Here is a 13,387-nt window from a genome sequence, read left to right on the forward strand (position 1 = left end):
AATGCCTAAACGTACGGATATTAAAAGCATCTTAATTATTGGTGCTGGCCCGATTGTGATTGGTCAGGCATGTGAGTTTGACTACTCAGGTGCTCAAGCGTGTAAAGCGCTTCGTGAAGAAGGCTACCGTGTTATTTTGGTTAACTCTAACCCAGCAACCATTATGACAGACCCTTCAATGGCTGATGCAACTTATATTGAGCCAATTACTTGGCAAACAGTTGCACAGATTATTGAAAAAGAACGTCCAGATGCAGTATTGCCAACTATGGGTGGCCAAACTGCGTTGAACTGTGCTCTTGCACTTGATGAGCACGGCGTTCTTGAGAAATATAATGTTGAATTAATTGGCGCAACTAAAGACGCAATTGAGAAAGCCGAAGATCGTAAACTCTTCGATATCGCTATGCGTAAAATTGGCTTGGAATGTCCAAAAGCTGCCATTGCTGAAACAATGGAAGAAGCTTTAGAAATCCAGTCACGCTTTGGTTTCCCAGTAATTATCCGTCCATCATTCACAATGGGTGGTTCAGGTGGCGGTATCGCATATAACCGCGAAGAATTCCTTGAAATTTGTGAACGTGGTTTTGACCTCTCTCCTACTCATCAGTTATTGATCGATGAATCTTTAATTGGTTGGAAAGAATACGAAATGGAAGTTGTTCGTGACAAAAACGACAACTGTATTATCGTATGTGCCATCGAAAACTTCGACCCAATGGGCGTACACACTGGTGACTCAATCACTGTAGCACCAGCTCAAACATTAACAGACAAAGAATATCAATTGATGCGTAACGCTTCGGTTGCAGTTCTTCGTGAAATTGGTGTTGAGACAGGCGGTTCTAACGTTCAGTTCGGTATTAACCCGAAAGACGGCCGTATGGTTGTTATCGAGATGAACCCTCGTGTATCTCGTTCATCTGCACTTGCTTCTAAAGCAACAGGTTTCCCGATTGCTAAAATCGCAGCAAAACTTGCTGTTGGTTATACCCTTGATGAATTGAAAAATGACATCACTGGTGGCGTGACTCCTGCAAGCTTCGAACCATCAATTGACTATGTTGTAACGAAGATTCCTCGTTTTAACTTCGAGAAATTCCCGCAAGCTGAACCAGTTCTTACCACTCAGATGAAATCTGTTGGTGAAGTGATGGCAATTGGCCGTAACTTCCAAGAATCTGTACAAAAAGCATTACGTGGTCTTGAAGTTGGTGTAAGCGGTTTTGATGAAAAAATCGAAGCTGGTGCAACAAATGCAAAAGAAATTATTCTAAAAGAACTTAAAGTTCCGGGTCCTGAGCGTATCTGGTATGTAGCGGACGCTTTCCGTCATGGTTTCTCTTTAGATGAAGTTTTTGAAGCGACTAAGATTGACCGCTGGTTCCTTATCCAAATTCAAGACATCATTAAAACTGAAGCTCAAGTGAAAACTTTAGGTTTTGGTGACTTAAACGCTGACAACATCCGTTCGTTCAAGCGTAAAGGTTTATCTGACCTTCGTATTGCTCACCTCATGGGCATTTCACAAAAACAATTCCGTAAACAACGTTGGAACTTGGGTGTTTATCCAGTTTATAAACGCGTTGATACATGTGCAGCAGAGTTTGAATCTGGTACTGCATACATGTATTCAACTTATGATGAAGAATGTGAAGCGAATCCATCAAACCGTGACAAGATCATGGTCATTGGTGGTGGTCCAAACCGTATTGGTCAAGGTATCGAATTTGACTACTGCTGTGTACACGCTGCATTAGCTATGCGTGAAGACGGTTACGAAACAATCATGGTGAACTGTAACCCTGAAACTGTTTCTACCGACTATGACACATCTGACCGTCTATACTTCGAGCCGGTAACACTTGAAGATGTACTTGAAATCGTACGTACAGAGAAGCCTAAAGGCGTAATCGTACAGTACGGTGGTCAAACTCCGCTTAAATTGGCACGTGCTTTAGAAGAAGCAGGTACCCCAATTATCGGTACATCACCAGATGCGATTGACCGTGCTGAAGACCGTGAACGTTTCCAACAAATGATTCAACGTTTACAGCTTCGTCAACCAAACAACAGCATTGTAAAATCTGCTGAAGAAGGTATCTCTGAAGCTGCAAAAGTAGGTTATCCGCTTGTTGTTCGCCCATCTTATGTATTAGGTGGTCGTGCAATGGAAATCGTATATAACGAAGAAGAACTTAAACGTTACCTTCGTGAAGCAGTTCAAGCATCTAATGAAGCCCCTGTTCTTCTTGACCGTTTCCTAGATGACGCAACTGAAGTTGATGTTGACTGTGTATCTGATGGTAAAGACGTTGTGATCGGCGGCATCATGCAGCATATTGAACAAGCTGGTATTCACTCAGGTGACTCTGCATGTTCGATTCCTCCTTATTCTTTATCAAAAGAAATTCAGGATGAAATGCGTCGTCAAACGATTGCGATGGCAAAAGAACTTGGCGTTGTTGGCTTGATGAACGTTCAGTTCGCTGTAAAAGGTGACGATATTTACGTTCTAGAAGTTAACCCACGTGCTTCACGTACAGTTCCATTCGTATCTAAGTGTATTGGTGATTCTTTAGCGAAAGTTGCTGCACGTTGTATGGCAGGTCAATCTCTTGAGTCTCAAGGATTTACTAAAGAAATCATTCCAACTCACTTTGCTGTGAAGGAAGCCGTTTTCCCATTCGCTAAATTCCAAGGCGTAGACCCTATGCTTGGACCTGAGATGAAATCTACAGGTGAAGTGATGGGCGTAGGTAAAACATTTGGTGAAGCATTCTATAAAGCTGTTTTAGGCTCAAATGAACGCTTACCTGGTTTACCAACTGAAGGCGAAGTAAAACATGCTTTCTTATCAGTACGTGAATCTGACAAGAAATACATCGCTGATATCGCTAAGAAATTAGTTGAATATGGCTTCAAGCTTGTTGCAACAGGTGGTACTTACCAAGTGCTTAAAGAAGCAGGTTTAGAATGCGAATCTGTAAATAAAGTTACTGAAGGTCGTCCACATATTGTTGACCGCTTGAAAAATGGTGAAATACACCTTATTGTCAATACCACTGAAGGTAAACAGGCTCAATATGACTCTGCAATGATTCGTCGTGCTGCCCTACAAGGCAAAGTGTATTACACAACGACTATCAATGGCGCAGAAGCTGTTTGCCAAGCCTTTGCTGTGAAATTGCCAATGGATGTATACCGCTTGCAAGATTTAACTGTAGGTTAATTTTTTACCGATAAGTCCCGTCACCTTATCGGTGGCGGGTTTTTTTCATTTTTTTAACTGTGTTTTCTCAACTTAAGAGGGACCGAAATGCAACGTTATCCAATGACCCCTGAAGGTAAAATCGCCTTAGAGAAAGAATTACAACATCTGAAATCTGTTGAACGTCCACGTATTACTCAAGCAATTGCTGAGGCACGTGAACATGGGGACTTAAAAGAAAATGCAGAATACCATGCTGCTCGTGAACAGCAAGGTTTCTGTGAAGGACGCATCCAAGATATCGAAGGGAAATTGGGTGCTTCACAAGTCATCGATGTTAAAGACTTAGAACAAAACGGTCGTGTTGTATTCGGTGTTACGGTAACGATTGAAAACCTTGATACTGAAGAACGCAAGACTTATAAAATTGTTGGTGATGATGAAGCTGATTTTAAAATCAATAAAATCTCAGTGAACTCACCAATCGCACGTGGCCTTTTGAGCAAGAGTGAAGGTGATGAAGTAAAAATCGTTACTCCTCAAGGCGAAGTTGAGTACGAAGTTGTAAGCGTAGAATATCTCTAAGATACTGCTCTTGAACCCCTCTTCCTGAGGGGTTTTTTATTTAATATGGTTTAGCTCATTTTTTGGATAATAGATTATGGATACGCCTCTGATTAACACACCAGTCCGTCATTGGTGCGAATTTGAGTTTATTTCCAAAACTGTGAAAAATCCAAATATCCATATTAAAGGAAATTACTCATATTACTCTGCCTATTGGGATCAAGGTTTTGAACGTTGTGTAGTCCGTTATTTACATGACAAAGCTTCAACGCCAGAGAAACCGATTGACCAACTTTATATTGGCAATTTTGTTTGTTTTGGCGCTGAGTGTGTAATCATGATGGGCGGTAATCAGCTTCATAGACCTGACTGGATTTCAACTTTCCCTTTTGATACTCGTAGTTTTTTGGCGGCTGGCGATACTATTATTGCTGATGGCTGTTGGATTGGTAGCCGTGCCATGATTATGCAAGGTGTCAAACTAGGTGAAGGTGCAGTGGTCGCCACTGGAGCCGTGGTAACTAAAGATGTTCCTCCTTATGCAATTGTAGGTGGAGTGCCTGCGAAAATTATTAAATATCGCTTTCCTCAAGAACAAATCGACAAACTACTTGCTTTAAAACTTTATGGTTTAGATGAGAAGCAAATTTTGAAAATACGTGAATATCTTCAAACTGACGATATTGATGCTTTATCTACACATATAGAAAATTTGCGCAATTTATAAAAATTTATCTACAAAATTTGTCGTTATAAAATCACAAATGATTACGTGCTTGAATTTAAATCGTTAAAAAATAGGTATAAAGTATTAATTAAAATAAGCATCATTACAATAAGGAAAATACTCATGTTATATCAACATATTTTGGTACCAATTGACGGTTCTGAAACTTCTATGGTCGCCATGAAAGAGGCCATTAAGCTGGGAAAAGCATTAAATAGCAAAATTACAGTTGTACAAGTGATGGCACTTGACCCATTTATTGCTGATGTCTACGTAAAAACTGGCCAAACGAATGATTTGATTGAACGCACAAGAACTTATTTACTCGATATTTTAGAACACGCAAAACAAGAGTTTGCCAACGAAGGCATTACCGTTGAGACTAAACTGCTGGAAGGTTTTGTCGTTCATGAGGAAATCATTCAGGCTGCCCAAGACTTAAATGCAGATTTGATTGTAATGGGCTCTCATGGGCGCACGGGGGTACGAAAACTCGTTTTAGGAAGTGTGGCACAAAAAGTTTTAGGGGAAAGCCATATTCCCGTGTTAATTGTTCGATAATTTTCAATATTGCCTATCTTGTTAATCTTAATAATTTAGGCAATTTTTGATAAATAAACTTTTTTCAATAGATTTAAGGCTGCCAAGCAAACTGCTTTAAGTCAACTTTACCATTTAACAAATAGACACCTTCAACTTCCAATTTTAATTGCTGAATATTTTCACCTTTTTCATTAAATTTACTTAGGCTAATTTTGCCTTGAGAATTAATCACACGATACCAAGGAACTTGATGATCAGCTTCAAGATGTTTCAAAACATACCCCACTAATCTCGCATGTTTCGGTAATCCTGCCATACGAGCCACTTGTCCATAAGTTGCAACTTTTCCGTAAGGAATCAAAGCAATGACTTCTAAAATTTGCCGATGTAGTTCATACTGAGTTGTCAAAATGGACTCCATAAAAATTGACGTAATTCGTATCATATAAGAATTTTTGACTAAAATTAAATGCAATCCAAGGTGGGATTAAGGGAGATCTGCATGAAAAAAATATTACTGGTCATTACTTTGACTTTGCTATCTGTTTCTTGTACTACACGTCCCCCAATTCCTTCAGGAGAAGCCCCTAAAGTCTCCACAGATGACCGCCCTATTGTTCCAGTCACTTTCGTTTTTACAACTAATTCACCTGAAGCTACAAAGTTTGATAACGAGCAACAAATGCGTAAAGAGATTAAGATATTAAATAGATACTATGTCGATGATAAAAATCATAAAATTTTTAAATTTAAATTACATCGTTATATTCCTTATGAAGAATTTTCAAAGTTACGTTGTGATTTAAAGCAACAAATTAATCAGCCTTATCCAATTTCTACTGAAACTATTCCTGCAAGTGTAAATACCTGTTTTCCTAAACGAACTGCGAGTAAAGAAGTTATTGTTTTTATTTATGATGCCTATTCAACCAAATGGAAATTTGAAGATGTAACAAGTAGAGCATTTCGCAATAATGGTAAACCTTTTGTTTTATTAGACTGGAACCGACTCAATTATAATATTCAGGCTGGTAGCGTACATGAAATGGGACATGTGTTCGGACTAAAACATGTCTGCGCGCCGAATGCTACAAAACGTACACCGACCAACATCATGGCGAGTGCCGAATGTAAACGTGGCAGCGGTGGACTTAGAAATTTAGGTTTTACACCGGTCCAACTTCAAACAATTTTAGAAAATTACCAACGTTATCCATAAAGATTTTAAAAACTCATTTCGACGTAAAAACCTAAATCATCTTGTGCTGTATAATAATTTTCAGGGGTCAGTAATGAAGTCATATAATTGCTGGCCTCTGAAAAGTCGTCTTCATTGACTGGATACGGCTGCCAAAATGTTTTCAAATTATTGGTACAGATTGAATATAAACGCAGTCGATCTTTTGACAAATCTAGCCGTGCTATACACCCATACGGCAAAGCATTTTGCTCTGTATATTCACCATTGCTATTAAAAACCGCATTGCCAATACCAAATATTACAGGCTTCTGATTAATCACTTTAATCGGTTGGATGGTATGAGCTCCATGACCGATAACGAGGTCCGCACCAGCTTGAGTCAGAATATCAGCAAGCTTGCTCTGCTCTTTTGTAATTGGCTTAAAATCGATCCCCCAATGACAAATAACAATAACTTTATGCTCAGGGTTAGTCTGCTTATAACGACCTATTTGTTCAAGCAAAACCCCATTTAGACATGCAACTCCACTCTTAGGACCTAAGGCATAAAAATCATAATCTAGATAGGCAGTGTCTCTGTGCCAATAGCCGTTAAAAATAGTGTAATGCTTGTTATTAAAAGTGATTTCAAAGTAGCTATGGGCTTCTTTTTGATTTGTGCCTGCACCAATATAAGAAATATTGGCCTGATCAAATTGTTGTAATGTATAAGCTAACCCAGGATCACCATAGTCTTTTAAATGGTTATTTGCCAATACCACATGGTTAAGGTGAATATTTTTGAACGCTGCTAATGTTTGTTCGGCATCAGCTTTAAGAATAAATGGTTTTTTATGTGCTAAAGGAGATTTGGTTTCTAAAGCAAAGACAGCTTCAAAGTTAGCAATATTTAGGTCATGTTCCCCTAAAAAGGCTTTTATTTTTCTAAATGAATAGTCATACCCATATTGCTGCAGAGCATCCATTTGTCCTCTCGCCTTACGCTTTTCAGTGTAGATTTCCCCGAAATAAGTATCCCCCAAAATGTTAATAATGCCGCTTGGGGTAGAGCAAACTTTAGGTCTTACAGTCTGTGCTTGAAAACAGTGATAATAAGGAATTAAGTGCTCAGCACGATGAATATCATCTAAAAAAGAAAAGAAACCAATAGTCTGGTTTTCCTCAAAGAACGTCAGATAAATTTTTCTAAATGAATTTGTAAGATATAAAACCTCTACTACATTCTGTGCCATTAATAGAGTCTGTGGTAGATAAGACTTTCCTTTAAAATTCAGCTCTTTTATAAAGAATAGTTTTCTGATTTCAGCTGGATGGCTATAAATATTTTTAACTAATAAAAACAAATGTTTTAACTGTTTTTGTGTACTTCCTTTTTTCAAATTTAAATCATAGGTAGCAGCTCTTTTTGACAAAATTAAGTAGGCTTGCTCATGTGTACCGCAGAGCATATTGCTTAAAGCATCTTTTACATCTGCTGCTTGGGTGAAAATTAGCAACTGCAATAGTTCAATGAAGTTGTAATGTTCCGAGGGTTTTAAGCCTAGATTTTGCTGACCTAATTGCTCAGATAGATGTTCAGGGACAACATAGTCATCTTGAGCTTGTACACTTTTTTGCTGAAATTGCTCTAATGCGTAGTCGATTAGCAGTAGCGTTGAAATATCATCGTCAAATTCGAATTGCCATAAAGCTTCATCGAAACTTGTCGTATCGATATGCGCTAATAACTTGATTTCAACAGGCTGATATTTCATGGCTCATCACCTTTGTAATCTTTAACGTAAGCAATGTAACCCGATAAGTTATGCTCTTGGTCATCAATCCGTACTCGAAAACGGTCATGACGAATATAAAACGCATGTAAAATTTTATCTGGCCGAGCCATATACATCGCCATTTCCGGATAAAAAAATCCTGTAGTTTGAAAATCAGCTCTAAACTCAATTAGCTTTTGAAGCTCAGGCATATACGCCTGCTCAAAAAGTGCTGTCCGCCCCTGCTCTTTTAAACGGTTCACCATTTTATAAGCAGCCATTAGCATTTCTAATAAAGTTGCATATGTTGTTTTTCGATTTTTAATAAAAATAAAATGTTTTAAATAATTATTTAAACCAAAAATAAAATATTTATCTTCAGGGCATATTTTAGTGAGTTCATTTGTACAATAACTTAACCAATGATCATGGTATTTTTCATATCTTTTCTCAATAAAACATTCAAACATTAATTTAACGGTTTCTAATAATCTAGAATCTTGGTTAATTTGATATAAACGTAATAATGCTAAAGAAGCTTCACCATCATAATAAATAATTCTAAATTTCTCTTTTAAATTATAATCTGGATAATTTAATACATGAGTTGTTGAGCCATTTGAATCTATTAATTTTAAAATACCATTTGCGAGTTTCTCTGCATATTTTTGATAATCACTTTTCTGAGTAATTTCTTGATATTTAGTTAACATTAAAATAGCGGCCGCATTGGCGCCTAATTTGATTTCGAACGCCCCTTCTTTACCATCAATCATAAAGGCTGTTTGTGAGTCTTTTTCTTTATAAAAGTTGGTCAGTGCATAGTGAATGGCAGCATGTATTTTGGGCCAAAATTCTGGCTTGTTCTGCACTTCAAAAGTTTCTAGTAAGGCATACACTGAGGTACAGTGGCGCACCGTATTGTAGTTACGAATGTCACGATCATAAGCAGAAAAATAGCCATATATAAATTTGCCATTTTCTTGAATCTGGTCATGCAGAAATGCCGAATTTTGTTCAATTAGATGCTGAAAATGCTGTTTTTTATTGCTTGAAATTCCTCTAATTCCATTTACATCATAACCACTCGCTAAGTTAATAAATTCCTCATTTTCATAAAATGCTGCGTAGGTATCAAAAGTCCAAATGTCTTGCAGCTCTTGTAATTTAATCTGTGGTTTTGGAGCGTTATATTTTTGCTTAACTGCATAATTCAGATTTGTTTCATCAAAAAAGTTCGGTTTGTCGTAACTCAAGCCTCGAATGATTGCTTTTCCATAAATCTCTTGTTCAAGGAAAGCAACTGAACAGTATTCATCAAATCCAATCCCTTTACGGTAGTGATTGTTATGAAATTGATGATGAACCTGTTGCTCTACTTCCTTCCAAGCTTGTTTCGTTAAGTTGTATGCCACATCAATTTTTATATAATCATCCAGCGGTGACTGTGCAAACTGTTCATTAATAAAATCTAATAATTGTTTTTTGGCCTGCTCTAAATTTGTTTTCTCACTGTGCCAAACGCTACATCTCTGGTCTTTAGGACCATAAGATAAAAATAAAATAATATCCTGTTTAAGACTCGGAACGTGCTGAACAACTTGTTCTAACCAAAGCTTCATTTGTCTTTGGAATTTTAAAAATGCCGTCACTCGAAGTTAGTCCCTATTCGTTAATTGTTGTTCTATAAAATTTTCAATACATCATAGCACGGACAAGCTAAAAGCTAGATTAACGTATTGTTTAGACATAAAAAAAGAGCCCGAAGGCTCTTTTTTATTTGGTTAATTATCTATTAATAGATAATTGAGTTGTTATGTAACAAATCTAATAAACTAGTAATAGGATTTGTTGCATGTTCTTCATTAGTTAAAGTTAACAAGGTGGTAGGTGAGGAAGCAGTACCACTACCATCTCGGTCAACCGATAAGGTGACTTGATTCCCACTAATAGTCACACTGAGATAGTTATCAATATCAGCTGTTGTGGCACCTGATAATAAAGATGACACATCAATTTTATCACCTTCAGACATATTAAAATCCAACCATTGATCAGTACCGTTTCCACCTGTTGGGCTTGAACCGTTGAGTACATTGTAAATTAACAAATCAGCGCCATCACCTAATGTGAAGACTTCATTTGCAGATTGACTTACAGCAATGTCGTTCCCTGCTGTGCCCGCATTTGGCGTACCAATCAAAACATTATCAGCATCTACTTTAATTGTTAAAGTTTGCGTGTTTACAGTACCATCCAATGTCTCAATTTTATATGTAAAGACATCATCTTTACCAAGATCAGCAATTTTACCATTAGCTTGATAACTATAGGTTCCATCTAAATTAACAGTTAAAGTTCCATACGCTCCTACTATTGATGTTGAATTTACATCCAAATAATTGCTAGGCGTAGTCGATCCAGCGGCAACACCAATTTTAAAGACACTTGAATACAATAAGTCATTAGAGATTAGGTCACCTGATACAGAAGATGCTGTATATGTTGTACCTGTAATATCTAATTGAATATTATTAATACCAAATGTCTTACCAGTAGTATTCGTCCAGTTATACGCTATTGAACCATCACCATAACCAATATTTAGATCATAGGCAGCCGAAGAAGTTCCTGTATTAGTCACTTTATAATAATACTTCGTACCACTGGTGGTTGATGTCCAAGTGGCCAATTGAGTATCTAGTGCTACTCCATCTCTTTCTAATTCAATAACCACATTATAAGCACTGGTTTGGTTTCCTCCTCCTAAGAAACCAAAGTCTTGAGTCACATTTGTTGGTAATACTGATGTGAAAGAAATATATGCTGTTTGCCCTGCACCTAGGGTAAAACGCCCAGAATCATCTGGAATTGCCGTACTACCTGTCGCAGGAGGTGAAGTAGGTAATGCACCGTTACTTCCAGTTACCTGAATACTATTTAAAGAATCACCGGAACCATTTAATACCTGATCAAATAAAGTAGTAACTGTACCTGCAGAAGCCTTATTATCAGCGGTCAGTTGCGTTACTAATTTATCAGCCTCCTCTAGTCCTGTTTTACCCGTCCAATCTAATGTAACCAAATTAGAGTCTAAACGAATATAAATAGTTGCCTGTTTTGAGTGGCCATCATTATCTTGTACGGTATAAGTAAATGCTTCAACCTTACCTAAAGCAGTTGCATTAGCCGTCATTTGATAACTATATGCACCAGTTGAATCTATAGTTAAAGTACCATACATCCCTTCAATGACTTTAGGAGCACCAGACACTACAGTTTCATCTACACCTGCTGTAGTTTCTTTAATGGAAACAATCGACAAATCTAAACCTATCGGTGCAGCAGTATCATTAGATAAAACATTTCCAGTAATAAGATCTGTATTGTTAATGGTTGCTACTACATCATTAGATGATAATACTAAATTACCTAATAAGTTCAGAGATAATAAGTTACTTAAAGCACTCGAAGTTGAAGAATTTGGAGCAAGAATAAATTTATAGACACCAGCATCATCCAGAGATATGGATTGCGAACCAGACGCGGTAAAAGTTAAAATACTATTATTTAACGTATATGCATTAGCAATAGTATTATAAACTTCATAGCTACCTGTTGATGTTTCTTTGGCAATAATCAAATCAAGACTACCGCCAATATTTCCGCCTAAAATAGCATCAATCAAATTCCCAACTGCACTTATATCTAAACCGGTAGATCCACTTGCCGTTAATGTTAAAGTGATTTGCTCATTTGTACCGACAGTCACACCAGGAGCGGATGTTGCACTCAGATCTAAATCAATTAAATCTCCAAGAACACCAGCATTAGCTAAAGTAAAAATACCACCACTAATATCTGAACGATCTGCTGTAGTAGATAACTCATAGTTAGTTTCATTAGGGTCATCAAGCGCGACAATATTATGCAGACTTGCAATTGTTGGTGTAGATATATTGCCAGCAGCATCCCTTGAGGTAAGAACCACTGTGTCCCCTAAAGCGATTGCAGGGTTCAAAGTGACTGTATAACTACCATCAGGATTAGCTGTAGTTGTACCAAGTAATGTATCTGGAATACCATCGCCATCATTGTCTGTACCGCCATAGACATTAATAACACTATCAGCTTCCGCAGCTCCGGCAACACCTGTAACGGTGGTTTCATCCAATGAAGAAACAATAGGTGCTTTTGGTGCAATAACATCTGCCACACTGATAGTTAAAACCGCTGTATCTGATTGAATACCGTCTGATAAAGTGTAAGTAAAGTCATCTACCTGACCATTAGAATCTACACTACCATTCAACACATAACGATAAACACCATCTTTATTGATATATAAAGTGCCATATAAACCTTTAATCACTGCATCTGTACCATCAGTAGGGACATCTACTCCATCTACTTTGGTCACAAGTGCTGCATTACTATTACCACGATCATCTGCTCCAGATCCATTGTCAGCAAAGACATTACCCGATAATTCTGGTGTAGTGTAATAAGTTTCTGAACCATTGATGGTTACATTGGTAAACTCAAGTACACTAATTAAATTATCAACTAATGCGTCCGCAATATAATCCAAAATGGTATCAACACCACCAACAAGACTACCAACCAATGGTATTTGCACAATTGCTGCGACAATATCAGTTACAGATAGTGTTTCACCAGCAGCGTTAGCAATATTTAACAGAGGTTCTAAAACATTTCTTACTAAAGTTCCTAAAGTTAATACTTGACCATTTAAGGCAGTTTCTACCGCATCTAATACAGCATCCTGATTGTCTGCTCCCAATAAAATACCTTGGTCACCTAGTTGCGCTAATGTTAAGTCATCTAATAAATCACCAATAGCACTACTGTCATTCTGTACGACAACACGATATTGACCTTCTGGGACACCTGTTAAATGTACAGCTATCGTTTTGCCGTCATCTACAACTCCTAAAACCCCCAAACCAAGAGCATCAGCAACTAAGCCTCCATTTGTGGTTGTAGCAGTGGTGTACTGTACCCAACTAGTTCCATCAAAATATTCCACCAATACACTAAAACCAGAAGCTACTGCTATCAAATTGTCTTGGCTTACCTGAATAACAACATCACCCTCATGACCTGTGCCAATGTTTGTATTATCTCTAGGTACAGAAAATAGAACATTCGTTGAACTATCACCAATAATAGAGGTATCAAGAACATTAATATCCTGAGCTGTTATTGGTGCGACCCAAGGAGTACTTACAAACATGCCTGGATCAAACGTTACATTATCATTAATGGCGTCAATAGTATCTAGCGCTACCGCTGTCGCTGTATCCGTCGCAGGGTTGCCGTTCACATCAGTTGCTGTCCCGGTGTAATCCCCAGCTACTGCT

Annotated in this window: 9 protein-coding genes; 5 read left to right on the forward strand and 4 right to left on the reverse strand. The window is 37.6% G+C overall.

The genetic code is table 11. The annotated features are described in order from the left end of the window. Position 1 precedes the first annotated feature (1 nt). The 4 genes from carB (at position 2) to RMA94_RS03205 (ending at position 5,066) form a co-directional block, all read left to right on the forward strand. On the forward strand, positions 2 to 3,232 hold the full coding sequence (carB, locus tag RMA94_RS03190) for a carbamoyl-phosphate synthase large subunit (protein ID WP_032057423.1): 3,231 nt from the start codon (positions 2 to 4) through the stop codon (positions 3,230 to 3,232). Between the two features lie 87 nt (positions 3,233 to 3,319). After that, positions 3,320 to 3,796: a transcription elongation factor GreA gene (gene greA / locus RMA94_RS03195; protein ID WP_130173309.1), complete on the forward strand. Its 477-nt coding sequence runs from the start codon at positions 3,320 to 3,322 to the stop codon at positions 3,794 to 3,796. 76 nt (positions 3,797 to 3,872) lie between these two features. Further along, entirely contained in the window at positions 3,873 to 4,505 is a 633-nt protein-coding gene (locus tag RMA94_RS03200) for a CatB-related O-acetyltransferase (protein WP_130173310.1), read from the forward strand. A 123-nt stretch (positions 4,506 to 4,628) separates the two neighbouring features. Next, complete coding sequence (locus RMA94_RS03205) at positions 4,629 to 5,066, forward strand: universal stress protein (RefSeq protein WP_060464906.1); 438 nt, start codon at positions 4,629 to 4,631, stop codon at positions 5,064 to 5,066. 73 nt (positions 5,067 to 5,139) lie between these two features. Here RMA94_RS03205 and RMA94_RS03210 read toward each other — a convergent pair whose 3' ends face one another. Further along, complete coding sequence (locus tag RMA94_RS03210) at positions 5,140 to 5,469, reverse strand: MGMT family protein (protein ID WP_130173311.1); 330 nt, start codon at positions 5,467 to 5,469, stop codon at positions 5,140 to 5,142. Positions 5,470 to 5,550: 81 nt separating this feature from the next. Between RMA94_RS03210 and RMA94_RS03215 the strand changes: the two genes are divergently transcribed. Further along, entirely contained in the window at positions 5,551 to 6,267 is a 717-nt protein-coding gene (locus RMA94_RS03215; RefSeq protein ID WP_311081828.1) for a metalloprotease, read from the forward strand. Positions 6,268 to 6,272: 5 nt separating this feature from the next. On the opposite strand, the gene RMA94_RS03220 is transcribed toward RMA94_RS03215, so the two are convergent. From RMA94_RS03220 to RMA94_RS03230, 3 genes are all read right to left on the reverse strand, one after another. Next, entirely contained in the window at positions 6,273 to 8,003 is a 1,731-nt protein-coding gene (locus tag RMA94_RS03220; RefSeq protein WP_311081829.1) for a CapA family protein, read from the reverse strand. Then, the gene (locus RMA94_RS03225) at positions 8,000 to 9,655 is read right to left on the reverse strand and encodes a poly alpha-glucosyltransferase (RefSeq protein WP_311081832.1); all 1,656 of its coding nucleotides are present in this window, start codon (positions 9,653 to 9,655) and stop codon (positions 8,000 to 8,002) included. Before RMA94_RS03225 ends, RMA94_RS03220 begins: the two co-directional genes overlap by 4 nt. Positions 9,656 to 9,798: 143 nt before the next feature. Then, on the reverse strand, positions 9,799 to 13,387 hold a 3,589-nt coding region (locus RMA94_RS03230; protein ID WP_311081834.1), incomplete at its 5' end, for a VCBS domain-containing protein.

It is taken from the genome of Acinetobacter sp. V115_6 (assembly GCF_031799025.1).
GTDB classification, from domain to species: Bacteria; Pseudomonadota; Gammaproteobacteria; order Pseudomonadales; family Moraxellaceae; genus Acinetobacter; species Acinetobacter pittii.

Coding starts and splice junctions, on each gene's coding strand:
- RMA94_RS03220 (WP_311081829.1), bottom strand. CDS start 8,003: ATGAAATATCAGCCTGTTGAAATCAAGTTATTAGCGCATATCGATACG.
- RMA94_RS03210 (WP_130173311.1), bottom strand. CDS start 5,469: ATGGAGTCCATTTTGACAACTCAGTATGAACTACATCGGCAAATTTTA.
- RMA94_RS03200 (WP_130173310.1), top strand. CDS start 3,873: ATGGATACGCCTCTGATTAACACACCAGTCCGTCATTGGTGCGAATTT.
- carB (WP_032057423.1), top strand. CDS start 2: ATGCCTAAACGTACGGATATTAAAAGCATCTTAATTATTGGTGCTGGC.
- greA (WP_130173309.1), top strand. CDS start 3,320: ATGCAACGTTATCCAATGACCCCTGAAGGTAAAATCGCCTTAGAGAAA.
- RMA94_RS03215 (WP_311081828.1), top strand. CDS start 5,551: ATGAAAAAAATATTACTGGTCATTACTTTGACTTTGCTATCTGTTTCT.
- RMA94_RS03205 (WP_060464906.1), top strand. CDS start 4,629: ATGTTATATCAACATATTTTGGTACCAATTGACGGTTCTGAAACTTCT.